We start from the raw sequence: 17,816 nt of genomic DNA on the forward strand, positions 1-17,816 counted from the left end.
ATCCATTATGGACACCGACATCCACCCTCACTTCGGAATGGCCAGCGCAGCGGGCACCGGCAAGACGCGCGGCTTGCGAAACACCAGCACATTGCCCGCCATCACCAGGGCCAGACCGAGCAGCGCGGGAGCCGTCCACTGATAGCCCTCGGCGAACACCGAGATGTTCAGCGCCACCACCGGGAACAGCACCGTGCAGTAGGCGGCGCGCTCCGGCCCCATGCGCCCGACCAGGGTCAGGTAGGCGGTAAACCCTATGACCGAACCGGGAATCGCCAGGTACAGCAGCGAGCCGACGTAGCGCGCGTTCCACTCGAAGGCGAACGGCGTGCCGCTGACCAGGCAGATGCCCACCAGCATCAGCGCGCCATAGAGCATGCCCCAGGCGTTGGTGGTCAGCGGCTTGAGCCCGGCCTTCTGCTGCAGGCTGGAGAGCATGTTGCCGGCGGAGAAGCACAGCGTGCCGCACAGCGCCAGGCCGATGCCCAGCAGGCTTTCGCGGCTGGCCTCGTGCCCGGCCAGTTCCGGCCAGAACAGCAGCCCCAGGCCGGCCAGCCCCAGGCCGCCGCCGAGCAGCACGTTGGCGGCGATGCGCTGCTTGAAGAACAGCCGCGCATTGATCGCGTTCCACAAGGTGGCGGTGGAGAAGATCACCGCGATCAGGCCGCTGGGGATCCACTGGCTGGCGGTGTAGAAGCACAGGAAGTTGAGGCAGAACAGACACAGGCCCTGCACCAGGCAGATGCCCTGGCCGCGACGATCCAGCGGCTGCAGGCGCCCGCTGAACCAGAGCATGGCGAACAGCACCGCCGAGGCCAATGCGAAGCGATAGGCGATGGAGGCGGCCACGGCCACCTCGCCCATCTGCAATTTGATGGCGATCCAGGTGGTGCCCCAGATCAGCACGGTAAGCAGGTATAGCGACAGGTTCATCGAAGGTTCTCCAAGACTGCCCCCAGTCTGGAACCGCCGCGCGGGCGCCGCTTGCACAAAGTTGCGCATTTCTCCATGCGCCATCACTGCCTGCCATCGCCTCGCAGGCTTTATCATGCGGGTTTTGTCAGCCAGGCCACTCTCACCGCATGCTTTCTGCCGTCGCGCGCTACAAACAACTGCTATCCGGCGCCCTCGCCCGCTATTTCCCCCGCACCACCGCCTACCTGCGCGCCGAGCGCGAAGCCGCGCAGCCACGCAAAACCGCGCGCAAGCAGAGCAAGAAGAAGGCCAGCGGCAGCAGGAAGACCGGCAGCCGCAAGGATGCCGGCGGCAAACCCGGCCCCGCCGGCATCTACCCCGCAACCCGGCTGAAGGTCGAAGACGCCCAGGTGCAGGCCATGCGCGAGCGCGTGGCCCAGGCGGTGAGCGCCGGACTGATCGGTGCGCCGTCGGACGAGCAGTGGGCAATGATTCTCTGCCGCGCCCCGCTGGCGCGCATCTTCGCCGGCGCCGGCTCGGGCAAATCGAGCACCCTGGTGCTGCGCGTGGTGTTCCTGCTCTGCCACCTGGAAGTCGACCCCAAGCGCCTGACGGTGATCTCCTTCACCAACGCCTCCTGCGCCGAGTTGCGCGAGCGCCTGCAGCGCCTGCTGGGCTTCTGGCACTACCCGCACGATGCGCACCAGTGCGTGCGCACCTTTCACGCCGCCATGGCCACGCTGGCCAAGGAGTGCCTGGGCAACCCGCGCTGGTTCGAGCAACTGGACGACCCCGCAGAAGAACCGGACAACCCGCTCACCGGCGCTCGCCTGCGCCCGGCGCAGCAGCGCCTGCTCAGGCAGGCCTACCAGAACGCCTACGCCGAGGACGCGCGCTTTCGCGTCCTGACCCATCGCCTGCTCAAACTGCCGGCTCCCGAGGAGCCGCCAAAGGGCAAGGCCAAGGCGCCGCTGGATGCCTGCAAGCTGCTCGGCGAATTCGCCGCCCTGCCCCTGTTCGAGCTGCTGCATGGGCAGATCGATTTTGCCGAAAGCCTCGGCATTCGCCTCGACCGTCTGGACCTGAAGACGCTGGCCTGCGGCCCCCGCGAGCGCGATTTCATCGAGACCATGCAGCGCTTCCACCAGCACTTCACCGCCCTGCTGCACAGCCAGGGGCTGATCAGCTTCAACGGCGCCTTCGCGCAATTGAGCGAGCGCCTGCAAGGCGCCGGCGACAAACCCGGTCCGGCACTGCTCGCCCTGAGCCACCTGCTGATCGACGAATTCCAGGACATCTCGCCGCAGATCGTGCTGTGGCTGCAGGCCGTGCACCGGCGACTGCACCAGGCAGGCGAGCGCATCAGCCTGATGGCCATCGGCGACGACTGGCAATCGATCTACGGCTGGCGTGGCAACTCGCCGGAGCTGTTCATCGACTTCGACCGGCACTTCCCCAGCCGCGGACGCGGCAAGAGCACCACCCTGCTGCTGAACACCAACTACCGCAGCATCGAACCGGTGATCCGCGATGGCGAGAAGGTGCTGGCCGAGGTCCAGAACAAGCAGGCCAAGACCTGCGTCGCGGCCCGGGCGATGCAGCCGGGCGATCATGGCGTCAGGTTGATCCAGCGCTTCGACCTGGCCGGCGGCCTGCCGCGGCTGCTCGAAGAGATTCGCGCGCAATGCGCCCATGTCGCCAGCCGCCCCGGCGCCGACCGCACCGCCGTGCTGCTGCTCAGCCGGCGCAACGAGCCGTTGCAGCAGGTACGCGCGCAGCTGGACAAGGCGTTGCCGGTCAAGGCCCTGACCATCCACCGCGCCAAGGGCCTGCAGGCCGAGGTGGCGATCATCCTCGACGACTGCCTGCCGGTGGAAAAGCACCCGCTGCGCAACGCGCTCTACGCCCAGTGCGGCTTCTTCGCCGGCAGCTACGACCAGGCCATGCAGGACGAAACCCGGCGCCTGGCCTATGTGGCCATCACCCGCGGCGTGAGCCGGGTGCTGTGGTACACGCGCAAGGCCCAGGGCGCGACCCAATGCCTGGCGCGCTAGATGGCGGCGCACCGGCGACGGCACTTTTTCGCAGGCAACAAAAAACCCGCCTAAGCGGGTTTCTTCCCAACCATCCGACATCCTGTCGGTAGCCATCGTGGCCTGGTCATCTTCCTTGATCCTCAGCGCTCCGTCGCTGCAGGGGATGTGTGTAGAGTAGAGATCGATTCGCGCTGGCAACAGTGGAGGTTGCCGTCCAAGCGTGTAAGCCTTTTGCCATAGCCGCTCGAATCAGCGACCTATCATCCGCGCCAGCACATCCTCGCCACCCTGGCGGCGGTGGAACAGCGCCATGGCCACGTGGCCGATCACCAGAAGCAGCAGCAACCAGCCGAGGTTGCCGTGCAGGAGGCTGGCCGGGGCGATCATCCAGTCGATCTTGGGATCACTGAAACCGGGCATGACGGTCATGCCGAAGGCGACGAACTCCCGGCCGGAACCGTACTGGCGCAGCAGGGCGATAAAGGGAATCACGAACAGCAGGCCGTACAGCGTCAGGTGGCCGAGCCGCGCCAGGGTGCTGACCGACGCCGGCCGACGGTTGCGGCTGTACAGCGCCCAGCACAGGCGGATGACCACCAGCACCATCAGCAGCAGGCCAGTGGCCTTGTGCGTGCCCCAGGCGAACTTGTCCAGGGCGCTGTCTTCCAGCAGCACATGAACGATGACGGTGACGAATTGCCAAGCGAGCAATACCGCCATGCTCCAGTGCAGCGCACGGCTCACGCTGCCGTAGCGCTGCGCGCAATCATGCAGTTGCGACATCCCGGTTCTCTCCAATGTCATGAGGTGAATCGCTGAGCGGACGCACCGGCGCGTCCGAACATCCGTGGCAAAGACCCGTTGCAGACGCAATGGTGCCCTGCCCCCGGAATACCGGGAGCAACGCAGATGTTAACGGTTATGTCACCAAGGCATCACGGCACGCCGCTGCAAGCGCAGCAGCGTGCCGGACGATCAGGCGTCGCGCAGCGCCTCGCGCCAGGCGCGATGCTGCGGCTCCTGCCAGATGCGCGCATGTAGCCGCGCCATGCCGTCAGGGTCATTGAGCAGGCGCCAGCGGGTGGCTTCGACGCGACCCTGCGGCCCGGCGGCGAGGATCTCGCCGATACGCTCGTCGCGCAGCGCCTCGGCAGCCGGCACCACCTTGGCATGGCGTGCGCGCGCCATGGCGCAGACCAGCGCGTTGTACAGCGGATCGACCACGGCGCGAAGAAAGCCCTGGTGCAACGCACGCGAACTGTTCAGACGCTCGTACTCGGCGGTATTGCTCAGCTCGCGCGGCACCTGGTGCTCCTCGGGAATCAGGAACAGCTTGCTGCGCCGCGCCGCCAGGCCGGGCGCGGTACGGCTGGTCAGCACCGACACCACCGGCGAAAGCACCAGGGATACGACGATGGGCGCCAGCCACCAGAGGAAGTCCGGGTTCAGCCAGCCGACCAGCGCCGTCCAGCCGATCCCCAGCAGCACCTGCGAGCCATGGCGGCGCCAGGCCTCGCTCCAGGGCGTGGCGTCATCCACCCGCTGCGGCGAATTCCACTGCACCGACCAGCCGAGGAAGGCTGCGGTGACGAACAGGCTGTGAAACAGCATGCGCACCGGTGCCAGCAGCACCGAGCATAAGGTTTCCAGCAGCATCGACAGCAGCACGCGCAGGCGCCCGCCATAGGCTTCCGCGCCCTGGATCCAGATCAGCAGCACGCTGAGCAGCTTGGGCAGGAACAACAGGGTCATGGTCGCGGAGAACAGCGCCACGGCCTCCATCGGCTGCCAGCGCGGCCACAGCGGATAGAGCTGGTTGGGCTGCAGGAAGTACTCCGGCACCATCAGCGTATGGATCGCCAGCAGGCCGGTGGACAGCAGCAGGAACAGCAGCCACAGCGGCGCCGACAGGTAGGACATGACGCCGGTGAGAAATACCACCCGGTGCACCGCGTGCATGCCGCGCACCAGGAACAGACGGAAGTTCATCAGGTTGCCGTGGCACCAGCGACGGTCACGCTTGAGCTCGTCGAGCAGGTTCGGCGGCAGCTCCTCGTAGCTGCCCGGCAGGTCGTAGGCGATCCATACGCCCCAGCCGGCGCGGCGCATCAGCGCGGCCTCGACGAAATCGTGGGAAAGGATCGCGCCGGCGAAGGCGCCGGTACCCGGCAGCGGAGCCAGGGCGCAGTGCTCGATGAAGGGTTTGACCCGGATGATCGCGTTGTGGCCCCAGTAATGCGATTCACCAAGCTGCCAGAAGTTGAGGCCGGCGGTGAACAGCGGGCCGTAGACGCTGGTGGCGAACTGCTGCAGGCGCGCATAGAGGGTGTCCATGCCCGAGGCCTTGGGCGCGGTCTGGATGATGCCGGCGCCGGGGTTGGCTTCCATCAGCCGCACCAGACGGGTCAGGCATTCGCCGCTCATCACGCTGTCGGCGTCGAGCACCACCATGTAGCGGTAGTTGCTGCCCCAGCGCCGGCAAAAGTCGTCGATGTTGCCGCTCTTGCGCTTCACCCGCCGCCGGCGGCGGCGGTAGAAGATGTGGCCGAAGCCGTCCACCTCGCGGCACAGCTCCAGCCAGGCCTTCTGCTCGGCGACGCAGATGTCGGGGTCGTTGCTGTCGCTGAGGACGAACAGGTCGAAGTGTTCCAGCTGACCGGTTTCGCGCAGCGATTCGTAGGTGGCGCGCAGGCCGGCGAACACTCGCGGCACGTGCTCGTTGGCGATGGGCATCACAAGCGCGGTGCGGGCCTGTGGCGAGATCGGCTCGTCGCCGCAACTGCTGGCCGAGATGCTGTAGCGGTCACGCCCCTTGAGCAGCTGGAAGAAGCCCATCAGGGCGGTCCAGAAGCCCATCGACACCCAGCAGAACAGCAAGGCGAACAGCGCCAGGATGCTGGTCTGCACCACATAGGGCAGGATCTGCCGTGCCGACTCCTGCCAGGGCTGCTCGAACACCAGGCCGAGGTCGACCAGCGACCAGCCCTGATAGGGCAGCACGGACTTCATGTACCAGGTGGCGACCACGGTCTGGGTCACCATCAACAGCAACAGCGCCGTACGCCGTATGGCGGCGACGTGGCGCCAGCGCGCTTCGGCGAAGTCCTCGGTTTCCCGGGTGCGTGGGCGCGGCGCCGGCTTCTTGCCCTTCAGGCGGCGCCAGCCGCGCTGCAGGATGTTGGTCTGCCAGGGCTCGGGCACCATGCGCGTGCGCTTGATCGGCGGCGCCGACTCGATGGTCGGCCGTCCCTGATGGTCCTGCACGATACGGCAGCCGTGCTCGAGCGCATCCGGCCAGCCGAGGGCCAGGCGCGCCGGCACCGAGTCGAGCAGTTCGCGGGTTTCCTCCTGCGGCTGCGCCATGGCCGCGCCCTGCTCCTGCAGGGCGCGGTGCAGCGTGGCGAGGTCGCCGCCCTGCTCCAGGCGTCGGGCCAGGTCCTGCTGCCGCTGCTGATCGAGCGGCAGCTCGCCGATATAGTCCTGAATCAGCGTAGCGTCGAGGGAGTTATTCATGGGCAGGCAACTGGTAGCTCCAGGTTTCCGACAGGGGTTTGCCATCCTCGACCAGGGCTGCACGCATCTCCACCGGGCGCGCCTGATCCTTGACCTTGACCCGCAGCATCAGGCGCCAGCCCTTGCTCACCGGGTTGTAGCGCAGGCTGTCTTCTACCAGCTCGCCGTTGTCGTCGACGCTGACCTGCACCTGCGGCGCGGAATCCGCCGGGCGCTTGGCCAATTCCTCGCCGACGAAGTCCACCACCAGGGCGGTGCTGCCATCGGCCTGACGGATCAGGTTGGCCTGTTTGATGTCGCCCTCGGACAGGCGGGTCTGGCTGACCATGGCCAGCTTCGGGTCGTGCAGCCCGGCGTCGTCACGGCTGAAGTGTAGGCGATAGGCCACATCCAGCGCCTCGCCCGGCGCCGGCAGCTTCTCGGGGCGCCACAGGGCGACGATGTTGTCGTTGGTTTCGTCGGGGGTGGGAATCTCCACCAGCTCGACGTGGCCCGCGCCCCAGTCGCCGACGGTTTCCACCCAGCCGCTGGGGCGCAGCTCGTAGCGGTCGTCGAGGTCCTGATACTGGTTGAAGTCGCGGCCGCGCTGCATCAGGCCGAAGCCGCGCGGGTTGTCGATGCGGTAGCTGCTCACGTTGAGGCGCTGCGGGTTGTTCAAGGGACGCCAGATCCATTCGCCGTTGCCGGCGGCAATGGCCAGGCCGTCGGAGTCGTGCAGCTGCGGGCGGTAGTTGGGGCGCGGCCAGGGCTGGTTGGCACCGAACAGGTACATGCTGGTCAGCGGCGCGATACCCAGCTTCTCGACGTTTTCGCGCAGGTACACCTTGGCCTGCACATCCAGCACGCTGTCGCGGCCGGGCTTGATTTCCATGCGGTAGGCGCCGGTGGCGCGCGGCGAGTCGAGCAACGCGTAGATCACCAGGCTGCGGCGGTCGGGCTGCGGCTTCTCGATCCAGAACTCGGTGAAGCGCGGGAACTCCTCGCCGGACGGCAACGCGGTGTCGATCGCCAGGCCGCGCGCGGAAAGACCGAACACCTGGCCCTTGCCGACGATGCGGAAGTAGCTGGCGCCGAGCACGCTCATCAGTTCGTCATGCTTGCCCACATCGTTGAGCTGATGGATCACCTTGAAGCCGGCGAAGCCCAGGTCCTTGAGTTCGTCGCGATTGATCTGCAGGTCGGAGAAATCGAACATCGCCGGGTCGTACTTGATTTCACGGGTGCCCTTGGCGGTCACCTCGTTGATCTTCACCGGCAGATCGAAATGCATGCCCTGATGGAAGAAGTACAGCTGGAACGGGGTCTTGCCGTCGCGCCAGTGGGCCTTGTCCTCGAGGAAGCGCACTTTCTGGTAGCCGGCGAAAGGCAGCTCGCGCAGGGCATCCGGCAGGCGGCTCTGCGGCTGGTTGTAACTCTCGGCAGCGAGGGCCTGGGCCTGGATGGCCACATCGTTCAGATCGAATGCCCAGCTCTGGGCCGCGAACAACAGGGGAAGCACACCGAGGGCCAGCTTGCCGGCCCTGCCCATACGAACTCCACAATCACGACTCATCGACACACAGCCTCCAGGGCGACACGTATTGACAGGCAGCGACCAACCCACGGCTGGCCGCTACTCGAATTTGAAATCAGGCGAATGATGCAAAGACAGCGCGAGCAGAATGCGAGTGGCCAACCGGACGGAGACCTTCGCGCATCTACGAATTGTTTCTGCGCATTATTACCAGATCGTGATCTCCGGCACAGGTGCTCGCCAAGGTAAATTTTCGCCTCCTAGAGCCGCCACCTCAGGGGCGCGGCAGCAGTTCGAAACGGGCCTCCTGCACCGCCTGCGAGTCCAGCCCGAGCTGAACCCGGAAGGCACCCGGCTCGCTGACGTGTTGCAGGCTGGCATCGAAGAAACGCAGCATGCTTTCGTCGATCTCGAAGCTCAGCTCGCGCGCCTCGCCCGCTTCAAGCTTGACCCTGCGAAACGCCTTGAGTTCCTTCTCCGGACGGATCACCGAAGCGGCCTCGTCATGCAGGTAGAGCTGCACCACGGTGGCCCCGGGACGTGGTCCGGCGTTCTTCAGCGTGACGCTGACGCGGATGCGCTGGTCCGGGTGCATGCGCTCGGCGGACAGCTTCGGCGCCGACAGCTGGAAGTCGCTGTAGCTCAGCCCGTAGCCGAAGGGATAGAGCGGGCCGGTGGCCTCCTCGAAGTATTGCGAGGTGTAGTTGCCGGGCGTGCCCGGTGTGTAGGGGCGGCCCAGGCGCAGGTGGTTGTAATAGGTGGGAATCTGCCCGACCGAACGCGGGAAGCTGATCGGCAGCTTGCCCGAAGGGTTGTGCTCGCCGAACAGCACATCGGCGATGGCGTGGCCGCCCTCGATGCCGCTGTACCAGGTTTCCAGGATCGCATCGGCGTTGTCCTTCTCCCAGCCCAGCGCCAGCGGGCGGCCATTCATCAGTACCAGTACCAGCGGTTTGCCGGTCGCCTTGAGGGCGCGCAGCAGGGCCTGCTGGCTATCGGGCAGATCCAGGCGGGTGCGGCTGGAGGATTCGTGGGACATGCCGCGCGCCTCGCCCACCGCGGCGACAATCACGTCGGCCTGGGCGGCCAGGGCAACGGCTTCGTCCAGCATCGCCTGCGGCGTGCGCTTGTCCGGCACCACTTCCGGGCGGTCCCAGTTGAGCTGGTTGAGGTAATCGATGACCCGGGCATCGTCGGTGACGTTGGCGCCCACGGCATGGAGCAGCTTGCCCTGCCCGGCGAGCGCCGCCTCCATGCCCTGGCGCAGCGTCACCGCCTGCTCGGCCACCCCGACCGCCGACCAGCTGCCGAGCATGTCCACCTGCGAGTCGGCCAGCGGGCCGATCAGCGCCACGGTGGCGTTCTTGCGCAGCGGCAGGGTGTCGCCACGGTTCTCCAGCAGCACCAGCGAATCGCGCGCCATGGCCCGCGCGTCGGCACGGTGCAGACGGCTCTCGGCGTTGACGTCCGCCGGATCGTCCTCGGCGCGGCCGATGCGGCGGAACGGGTCGTGGAACAAGCCGAGGTCGTACTTGGTGTTCAGCACATGGGTGACCGCTTCATCCAGCACGCTCTGCGCGACCGCGCCGCTACGTACCAGCGCCGGCAGTTCCTGATCGTAGAGCGTGTCGGCCATGCTCATGCCGACACCGGCGCTGATCGCCAGGCGTGCGGCCTCGCGACCATCGGCCGCCACGCCATGACGCAGCAGCTCGGTGATAGCGCCGTGATCGCTGAGCACCACCCCCTTGAAGCCCCACTGCCGGCGCAGCAGGTCATCCAGCAGCCATTTGTTGGCCGAGGCCGGCACGCCGTTGACCGCATTCAGGGCCACCATCACCCCGCCGGCACCGGCGTCGATGGCGGCGCGATAGGGCGGCAGATAATCCTGGTACATGCGCAGCGGGCTCATGTCGACCACGTTGTAATCGCGCCCGCCCTCCACCGCGCCGTACAGGGCGAAGTGCTTGACGCTGGCCATGATGCGCTGTGGGTCGCTGGGGTCCTTGCCCTGGAAGCCGCGCACCATGGCGGCAGCGATGCGCGACACCAGGTAGGGGTCCTCGCCGAAGCCTTCGGAGGTGCGCCCCCAGCGCGGATCGCGGGAGATGTCCACGGTCGGCGCGAAGGTCATGTCCAGGCCGTCGGCACTGGCCTCCAGGGCGGCGATGCGCGCGCTGTTCTCGATGGCCTCGATGTCCCAGCTCGAGGCCAGGCCCAGGCCGATGGGAAAGGTGGTGCGGTGACCGTGGATGATGTCGTAGGCGAAGAACACCGGGATGCCCAGGCGACTGCGCAACGCCGCCTCCTGCATCGGCCGGTTGTCCGGGCGCACCACCGAATTGAAGGTGGCGCCGATGCGGCCGGCCGCCATCTCCTCGACGATGCGTTCGCGCGGCATGTCGCCGCCGATGCTGATCAGGCGCAGCTGCCCGACCTTTTCCTCCAGGGTCATGCGCCCCAGCAGATCGGCGATGAAGGCCGAACGGTCATCGATCGAGGGCGCGGCGGCGAGCAGAGCGGGAGAGACGAACAGGGCGGCAAGAGCGAACTGACGCAGGCATTTCATCGAGAGCGGCATCCAGGCTGCGAAGCGTTGTTGGAATGGCCGCCAAGATACTCCGAGTCCCGACGGTGCGCCTCTGGGGCAGTGCAAAAAAACCGGAGCACGACCCAGCGGCGCTCCAGCTATTGAGACCCCGGTTTTGCGCAAACTTGCGCTTTTTTTTCGCCGCCTCTGGCATTGCCCCCGTGCAGGCGTAGCATGAGCGCATCCCGGAGGATGCGATGGCGCAATTCGAACACCTGCAGGTTTTCCAGAGCATGAGCCGCTCGCCCCACGCGCGGCTGCACGCCCATGCCGAGCTGGGCGATGGCCTGGCCGTGGCGCGCTGGAGCAATGCCCACGATGCCCGTGACTACCTCGCCCCCAGCCATCACACGCTGTCCTGCTACCTGGCCGGCGGCACCGGCACCTTTCGCCGCGAACGGCCGGGCGACAAGGGCGCCCCGGACAAGCTGTGCATTCTGCCGGCCGAGCACCAGTCGGCCTGGATCATCAATGGCGAGATCCAGCTGGCCCACCTCTATATCGAACAGGAGCAGTTCGCCCTCGGCGCGGTCGCCCTGCTCGACCGCGAGCCGCGCAGCCTGCAGCTGCAGGAGGCGACCTTTGTCGAAGACGCCGAGCAGGCCGTGCGCTTTCGCCGCCTGTGCGCGCTCGACTGGCGGGAACCGGGCGAGCGCCTGCTGGCCAGCAGCCTGGCCCACGAGCTGCTCGATCACGCCCTGCTCAATCAGGTCGGTCTGCGCCAGGGCCTGCGTCTGAAGGGTGGCCTGGCTCCGCTGCAGCGCAGACGCGTGCGCGACTTCATCGAACAGCACCTGAGCGAGCCGCTGCCCCTGAGCCAACTGGCCGCGCTCTGCGCCTTGTCGGAATACCACTTCGCGCGCATGTTCCAGGCCAGCTTCGGCCTGCCGCCGCACCGCTACGTCCTGGCGCGGCGCCTGGCCCACGCCTGCCGACTGCTGCGTCAGTCCGCGCTGCCGCTGGGCGAAATCGCCCTGGACAGCGGTTTCGCCAGCGCCAGCCATTTCAGCAACCGTTTCCGCCAGGCGCTGGGGGCGACGCCGGGACAGTACCGCGCGGCCTTCCGCTAAGCCGCGCCGGCGGGTATCACCCGCCCTACCGTCGGCAATCTCGCCGTGGCGCCTGCTAATCGCCACGCGGCTATGCGAAAATCTGTGGCTTTGCATTGCCGCGACCGATTTCATGCGCCAGACACTTTCGCCCACGGGGCTTCGCTGATGCCCCTGGATATCCATCAGTTGCGTCAGGAGGACTGGCGCTCCGAATTCGGCGCCGGCGACCTGCGTCGCGGCCTCGCCTATGCCGAGGAAAAACGCAGCAAACTGCTCAGCCTCAAGGACAACAGCCTGCTGGCCAACTGCCGCGGCTCCGGCCTGCAGACCTACCAGCAGCGCATCACCCTGCACCCCTACGGCCGCAAGTGGAGCGTCACCGGCCACTGCAACTGCCCGGTGGGCTTCAACTGCAAGCACGTGGTCGCCGCCCTGCTCACCCTGGAGGCGCAGCAGCGTGCCGGCAGCGATCTTTCCGAAATCATGGTGCCGACCCGGGAGCTGGCCGAGCAGCGCCTCGAAGGCATCGCCCCCACCGCGGTCCTGAGCCTCGGCAGCCAGGTACGGGTGCACTTCGATGCGCGCAAGGGGCGCATGCAGGAGCAGACCCAACACCGCGCCGCGCTGGCCTTCGACTATGCCGGGCATCGCGTCTTCGGCAAGCCGGCCAAGGACCTGGTCAAGCGCCTGGACGCCGACACCAACCTGCGCCTGATCCGTGACGCAGCGGCAGAAGCCGCGCTGCGCAAACGCCTGGAAAGCCTGGGCCTGCAGGTGGCGCTACGGCAGAGCGAGGCGCTGCCGGCCGAAGCTGGCGAGCCGTTCGAGCTGGAACGCGAGCGCGACTGGCTGGACTTCGTCCAGCAGCAGTTGCCACAGCTGCGCGCCGAGGGCTGGCAGATCCACATGCGTCCGGACTTTCAGTACAACCTGGCCGAGGTGGACGACTGGTATGCCGAGGTCGAGGAAGACCCGCAGCAGAACTGGTTCGACCTCGAGCTGGGCATCGAAGTCGAAGGTCAGCGCCTGAGCCTGCTGCCGATCCTGCTCCAGGCCATTCGCCGCACGCCCTGGTTGCTGGCGCCCGAGGCGCTGGCCCAGCGCACCGACGAGGATCGTCTGCTGGTCAGCCTGCCGCAGGGCGGCAAGCGCATCGCCCTGCCCTTCGCCCGCTTGAAGCCCCTGCTGGCCACCCTCGGCGAGCTGTATTTCCGCGATCCCGGCGAGGACCACCTGCCACTGCGCCTGGGCCGGGCCGATGCCGCGCGCCTGGCCGAGCTGGCCAGCGGCCCGGCCCTGAGCTGGCAGGGTGGCGACGAGCTGCGCGGTTTCGCCCAGCGCCTGCAGCAGCTGTCGGTCAGAGAGGTTGCGCCACCCCAGGGACTGCGCGCCGAGCTACGGCCCTATCAGCTGCAGGGCCTGACCTGGATGCAGACCCTGGCCGAGCTGCGCGTCGGCGGCGTGCTGGCCGACGACATGGGCCTGGGCAAGACCCTGCAGACCCTGGCGCATATCCTCTGCGAAAAGCAGGCCGGGCGCCTGCAGCAACCGGCGCTGATCGTCATGCCTACCAGCCTGATTCCCAACTGGCAGGACGAGGCCGCGCGCTTCACCCCGCAGCTGCGGGTGCTGGCCCTGCATGGCGCCAAACGCAAGGCCGCATTTGAGGACATCGCCGCGCACGACCTGATCCTCACCACCTATGCCCTGCTGCCACGCGACCTCAAGGCCCTGAATCGGCATGCCTATCGGCTGCTGATCCTCGACGAGGCGCAGAACATCAAGAACCCGCGCAGCAAGGCCGCCACCGCCGCTGCCCAGGTGCGCGCCGATCTGCGCCTGTGCCTGACCGGTACGCCGCTGGAGAATCACCTGGGCGAGCTGTGGTCGCTGTTCCATTTCCTCATGCCCGGCTGGCTGGGCGATGCCAAGGCCTTCACCCGCGACTACCGCACGCCCATCGAGAAACGCGGCGACGCCCAGCGCCTGGCTCACCTCAATGGGCGCATCCGTCCCTTCCTGCTGCGCCGCAACAAGGAACAGGTGGCCAGCGAACTGCCGCCGAAGACCGAGATCACCCAGTGGGTCGAGCTGACCCAACTGCAACGCGACCGCTACGAGACCCTGCGCCTGGCCATGGACCAGAAGGTGCGCGACGAGATCGCCCGCCAGGGCCTGGCACGCAGCCATATCGTCATCCTCGAAGCCCTGCTGCGCCTGCGCCAGAGCTGCTGCGACCTGCGCCTGCTGGGCGATGCCGGCAGCCAGCTGACGGCCGCCGATTCGGGCAAGCTCAGCGCCCTGCTGGACATGCTCGAAGAGCTGGTGGACGAAGGCCGCCGCGTGCTGCTGTTCTCCCAGTTCACCTCGATGCTGGCGCTGATCGAGGCGGAGCTGCAGGCGCGCAAGATCGCCTACGCCAAGCTCACCGGCAGCACCCAGGACCGGCGCACACCGGTCGCGCGCTTCCAGGCCGGTGAATTCCCGGTATTCCTGATCAGCCTCAAGGCCGGCGGCAGCGGCCTGAACCTGACCGCGGCCGACACCGTGATCCACTTCGACCCCTGGTGGAACCCGGCCGCCGAAGCCCAGGCCAGCGACCGCGCCTATCGCATCGGCCAGGACAAGCCGGTGTTCGTCTACAAGCTGATCACCCGCGGCAGCGTCGAGGAAAAGATCCAGCAGCTGCAGCAGGCCAAGGCCAGCCTGGCCAGGGGCGTGCTGGAAGGCGGCAGCCAGGGCCAGTGGCAGCTGGACGAGGCCGACCTGGCGGCGCTGTTCGCGCCGCTCGACTGAGGCCACGCCGCACGATTACGGTGCGCAGCGCGCACCGGTTTCCTCAATCCGCGGCGTCGTCGCGCTCGGCTTCGGCATCGGCGCGGTTGCGCGCCCTGCCGCGCGTGTCAGGGCCGGCCACCGCCGGATAGCGCGCCGAAGCGTAGCGCACGATCAGAATCGCCAGCGCCAGCAGCAGGATGGCGCCAGAAACCATCACCACGCCCCAGTCCGGCTTGTGGTTGTGCGAAATATCCGAGATCAGCAGACGGGTCAGCGCGGTGATCGCCACGTAGATCATGAAGCGGATCGGCATATGGTTGGTCTTGAAGTAGATGCCCACCATCGCCGCCAATTCCAGGTAGATGAACAGCAGCAGGATGTCATCGACCGTGATATGGCCCTTGTCCAGCATGCCGATGAAGGTCATCACCCCCGCCCACGCCGTGATCGCCCCGATGGCGAACAGCGCCAGGTAGTGAAAGGCCTCCATCAGCAGATTACCCAAGGATTCCGCCAGGCCATGCATGCCCGTACGCAGACGTTCCGCCCAATTCATCCTGTACTACTCCCCCAGAAGGGCACGACGCCCCGAGCGCCCGAAATGGGCGTTCATCAAGAGGCCGATCATGCCGGAAAAACCATCCCCTCAGAATGATGCAAGGATGTGACCAAAAGCCACAGCGCGGCCGGTTTTCGCAAGCACGCCATGGAATGCCAGGTCGCCCGATTCGGCTGGGCAGGTGCAATACTGGCCAAATGGCGCAGAGTTCTTTATGCTGCGCAGCACTGTACAAACAACCAGTTATTTCAATCGACACGCATGAAGGCAGACGAGGTGATGAATGGCCGTCGAAGTGGTGTACCGCAGCAGCCGCGACCCGGAGCGCTTGTTTATGGATAAGGCCGAAGCCGATCGTTACGACAAGATGCTGGAGTTGGCCGAACGCCTGAGTGAGGTGCTGCACAAGGCGGTGCCGTCGCTCAGCGAGGAACAGGGCGAAGAGCTGGGCATCTTCATGGCCAAGAACCGCGAGATCTTCGCCAAGGCGTTCAAGAGCCAGCCCGATGCCCTCGACGAGCTGGAAAACGAAACCGCCGACGCCTGAACCAATCCCCTTGGCCCCGCCGTTCGCCCGGACGCGGGGCTTTTTTAATAGCGCGCCCTAGGGTATGCCGTGCGCACCGGGAAAACCTCGCTCCCTCGTGATACCGCTGACTTATGCGCAACCGAGCCGGCATTGCCCAGCGGTGCGCGCAGCCTGGTCGTCCCGCCCGCCTATGACGACTTACCGGCTCGCTCGCGATATTGCGCCGCCGCGCGCTCCAGCCAATCAGGCAGATCGCGCCGGCGCACGCCCTCGCGCTGCGCACGGGCCAGCTGCTCGAGCATGTACTGGCGCATCGGCTCGTCGCCTGCGGCCAGTGACAGCGCCAGGTCGCGATCGCTCCACTGACGGATGCGGCGAAACAGCCACCAGTGGAAGTACAGCCCGGCGGCCGTGGTGACGACGATGATGAAGTAGTCCATGGCATGTCTCCTCGTTCGCCACGCTAATCCAGCCCCCTGCTGGCGCCAAGTGCGGCATTGCCGCAGGGCCGTGGACTAGCGGGCCGTTGAAAAACGTAGGCGACGACTGCATGGATGCAGGAGGTAGAGCGAAGCAGGAGCCCGAGCCGAGACAGCCAGTGCAATACCGATGGCGGCCCCGCAAAAACAGGCGAGGACGCGCAGTTTACGAGTTGTAAATGAGCAGCCCGACCCTGTTTTTAACGCAGCAATGGCAGCGCAGGTAGTTTTTCAACGCCTGCTAGGCTCTGTGCGAGGAGGAGCAAGATGATCCAGTGCAAGCGGGTGTATCTCGACGCCGCCGCGGACGACGGTCGCCGCGTGCTGGTCGACCGACTATGGCCGCGCGGCCTGGCCAAGGACCGGCTGCCACTCGATGCCTGGCTGCCACAAGTAGCGCCCTCCGCCGCGCTGCGCAAGGCCTTCGCTCATCGACCGGAGGCTTTCGAGGACTTCTGCAGCGCCTACCGGCGGGAACTGGCCGGCCATCCCGAACACTGGCAACCGCTGCTGCACTGGGCCGCCAGTGGCCGCCTTACCCTGCTGTATGCCGCCCGCGACGAGACGCACAACAACGCGCGGGTGCTGGCCGAGTTTCTCGAAGACGAGTGGGAGCGCAAAGGCTCGCCCAGTTCGCCGGTCTGTTACCAGGGCGAGTTCGGCGGCGGTTGACCGACGCCCGGTGCCGAGCTAGCCTGCAGCCTTTCCCGTCATACCGAAGCCTTATTCGATGACTTCCCTTACGCGCAGTCTCCACGCCGCCAACGCCGCCTCGCGCAGCGCTGTGGCCCTGCTTTGCGCGCCTCCACCTGTCTGCCGCGCCGGCACCCCTCCTCCCCCGCCGGCCAGCGTCTAAGCGGGCCACCCCCGCGACCATTCCGCTCCGTTTGTCATCGGTCTGACCGAGGCGCGTCTGCGCGCACGGAGCTCATGCGGATTTTTCGACAGGTGCTTCACCATGCGTTTCGATACCACCTCACTGGCCGCTTGCGGCTCGACGGCACTGTTCGTGCTGCTCTGGTCCGGCGGCGCGATCTTCGCTCGCCTGGGTCTTGATCACGCCTCGCCCTTCGCCTTTCTCATCCTGCGCTTCGCCCTCGCCTGCCTGGCGCTGGCACTGATCGCCGCGTATTCGGGCACCTGGCTGCCCGAACGCGGCCTGCGCTGGCCCACGGCCAGGGCCGGGCTGCTGATGATCGGCGGCTACAGCCTGTGCTACCTGCTGGCGCTGGACAGCGGCATCACCCCCGGTGTGCTCGCCACCCTGCTCGGCGTGCAGCCGATCCTCACCCTGATGCTGCTGGAGCGGCGCGCCTCGCCGTTGCGCCTGGCCGGCCTGCTGCTGGCCCTGCTCGGCCTGGCGCTGATCGTCGGCGACAGCCTGCTGCACGCCTCGCTGCCGCTGACCGGCGTGCTGCTGGCGCTCGCCGCGCTGGTCTGCATCACGCTCGGCGCCATCGCGCAGAAGGGTCTGAACCAGACGCCCATGCGCGCCCTGCCGCTGCAGTACGGCCTGTGCCTGCTGGCCAGCCTGGCGCTGCTGCCGACCCAGGAGTGGCGGGTGCAGTTCAATGTCGGCCTGCTCCTGCCGCTGCTGTGGATGGGCCTGGTGATCTCGGTGGGCGCACAGCTGTTGCTGTACCGGCTGATCCGCGCCGGCAACCTGGTCAACGTCACCAGCCTGTTCTACCTGGTGCCGCTGGTCACCGCCCTGCTCGACTACCTGCTGCTGGGCAACCTGCTGTCGCCCAGCGCCATGGCCGGCATGGCGGCGATCCTGCTGGGCCTGGCACTGGTGTTTCGCTTCGCCCCGCAAGGCCGATAAGTCCCGGCCCGGCGTCACGCCGGGCCA

General features: G+C 66.9%; 13 protein-coding genes. 6 read left to right on the forward strand and 7 right to left on the reverse strand.

Annotated features, from left to right (window positions below; translation table 11 throughout):
- Positions 1-27 precede the first annotated feature (27 nt).
- Entirely contained in the window at positions 28-933 is a 906-nt protein-coding gene (locus L1F06_RS18140) for a DMT family transporter (protein ID WP_129481635.1), read from the reverse strand.
- A 149-nt stretch (positions 934-1,082) separates the two neighbouring features.
- On the opposite strand from L1F06_RS18140, the gene L1F06_RS18145 reads away from it, so the two are divergent.
- The gene (locus tag L1F06_RS18145; RefSeq protein WP_252576683.1) at positions 1,083-2,969 is read left to right on the forward strand and encodes a DEAD/DEAH box helicase; all 1,887 of its coding nucleotides are present in this window, start codon (positions 1,083-1,085) and stop codon (positions 2,967-2,969) included.
- Positions 2,970-3,200: 231 nt separating this feature from the next.
- Here L1F06_RS18145 and L1F06_RS18150 read toward each other — a convergent pair whose 3' ends face one another.
- From L1F06_RS18150 to bglX, 4 genes are all read right to left on the reverse strand, one after another.
- Positions 3,201-3,734: a cytochrome b gene (locus L1F06_RS18150; protein WP_003245900.1), complete on the reverse strand. Its 534-nt coding sequence runs from the start codon at positions 3,732-3,734 to the stop codon at positions 3,201-3,203.
- 192 nt (positions 3,735-3,926) lie between these two features.
- Positions 3,927-6,464, reverse strand: coding sequence for a glucans biosynthesis glucosyltransferase MdoH (mdoH, locus tag L1F06_RS18155; protein WP_129481637.1), 2,538 nt, complete (start codon positions 6,462-6,464; stop codon positions 3,927-3,929).
- Positions 6,457-7,992 (reverse strand): glucan biosynthesis protein G, encoded by a 1,536-nt coding sequence (locus L1F06_RS18160; protein WP_096825884.1) that lies wholly within the window; start codon positions 7,990-7,992, stop codon positions 6,457-6,459. The genes mdoH and L1F06_RS18160 overlap by 8 nt, the downstream gene beginning before the upstream one ends.
- A gap of 259 nt (positions 7,993-8,251) precedes the next feature.
- On the reverse strand, positions 8,252-10,546 hold the full coding sequence (bglX, locus tag L1F06_RS18165; protein WP_177491003.1) for a beta-glucosidase BglX: 2,295 nt from the start codon (positions 10,544-10,546) through the stop codon (positions 8,252-8,254).
- A gap of 218 nt (positions 10,547-10,764) precedes the next feature.
- Between bglX and L1F06_RS18170 the strand changes: the two genes are divergently transcribed.
- Both L1F06_RS18170 and L1F06_RS18175 read left to right on the forward strand, forming a co-directional pair.
- Entirely contained in the window at positions 10,765-11,637 is an 873-nt protein-coding gene (locus tag L1F06_RS18170; protein WP_129481639.1) for a helix-turn-helix domain-containing protein, read from the forward strand.
- Between the two features lie 147 nt (positions 11,638-11,784).
- The gene (locus L1F06_RS18175; protein WP_129481640.1) at positions 11,785-14,415 is read left to right on the forward strand and encodes a DEAD/DEAH box helicase; all 2,631 of its coding nucleotides are present in this window, start codon (positions 11,785-11,787) and stop codon (positions 14,413-14,415) included.
- Positions 14,416-14,458: 43 nt separating this feature from the next.
- Here L1F06_RS18175 and L1F06_RS18180 read toward each other — a convergent pair whose 3' ends face one another.
- The gene (locus L1F06_RS18180; RefSeq protein WP_003245906.1) at positions 14,459-14,953 is read right to left on the reverse strand and encodes a phosphate-starvation-inducible protein PsiE; all 495 of its coding nucleotides are present in this window, start codon (positions 14,951-14,953) and stop codon (positions 14,459-14,461) included.
- Positions 14,954-15,239: 286 nt separating this feature from the next.
- Here L1F06_RS18180 and L1F06_RS18185 point away from each other — a divergent pair, with 286 nt between their 5' ends.
- Positions 15,240-15,503 (forward strand): YebG family protein, encoded by a 264-nt coding sequence (locus L1F06_RS18185; RefSeq protein ID WP_012019349.1) that lies wholly within the window; start codon positions 15,240-15,242, stop codon positions 15,501-15,503.
- A gap of 170 nt (positions 15,504-15,673) precedes the next feature.
- Here L1F06_RS18185 and L1F06_RS18190 read toward each other — a convergent pair whose 3' ends face one another.
- Positions 15,674-15,925 carry a hypothetical protein gene (locus L1F06_RS18190; protein ID WP_003245908.1) on the reverse strand — a complete coding sequence of 84 codons (252 nt, stop codon included), beginning with the start codon at positions 15,923-15,925 and terminating at the stop codon, positions 15,674-15,676.
- A 306-nt stretch (positions 15,926-16,231) separates the two neighbouring features.
- On the opposite strand from L1F06_RS18190, the gene L1F06_RS18195 reads away from it, so the two are divergent.
- Both L1F06_RS18195 and L1F06_RS18200 read left to right on the forward strand, forming a co-directional pair.
- Entirely contained in the window at positions 16,232-16,636 is a 405-nt protein-coding gene (locus tag L1F06_RS18195) for a DUF488 domain-containing protein (RefSeq protein ID WP_012019350.1), read from the forward strand.
- Positions 16,637-16,922: 286 nt separating this feature from the next.
- A complete protein-coding gene (locus L1F06_RS18200) occupies positions 16,923-17,789 on the forward strand; it encodes a DMT family transporter (RefSeq protein ID WP_012019351.1) in 867 nt (288 codons plus the stop codon).
- Positions 17,790-17,816 lie beyond the last annotated feature (27 nt).

The organism is Pseudomonas hydrolytica, assembly GCF_021495345.1.
GTDB classification, from domain to species: domain Bacteria; phylum Pseudomonadota; class Gammaproteobacteria; order Pseudomonadales; family Pseudomonadaceae; genus Aquipseudomonas; species Aquipseudomonas hydrolytica.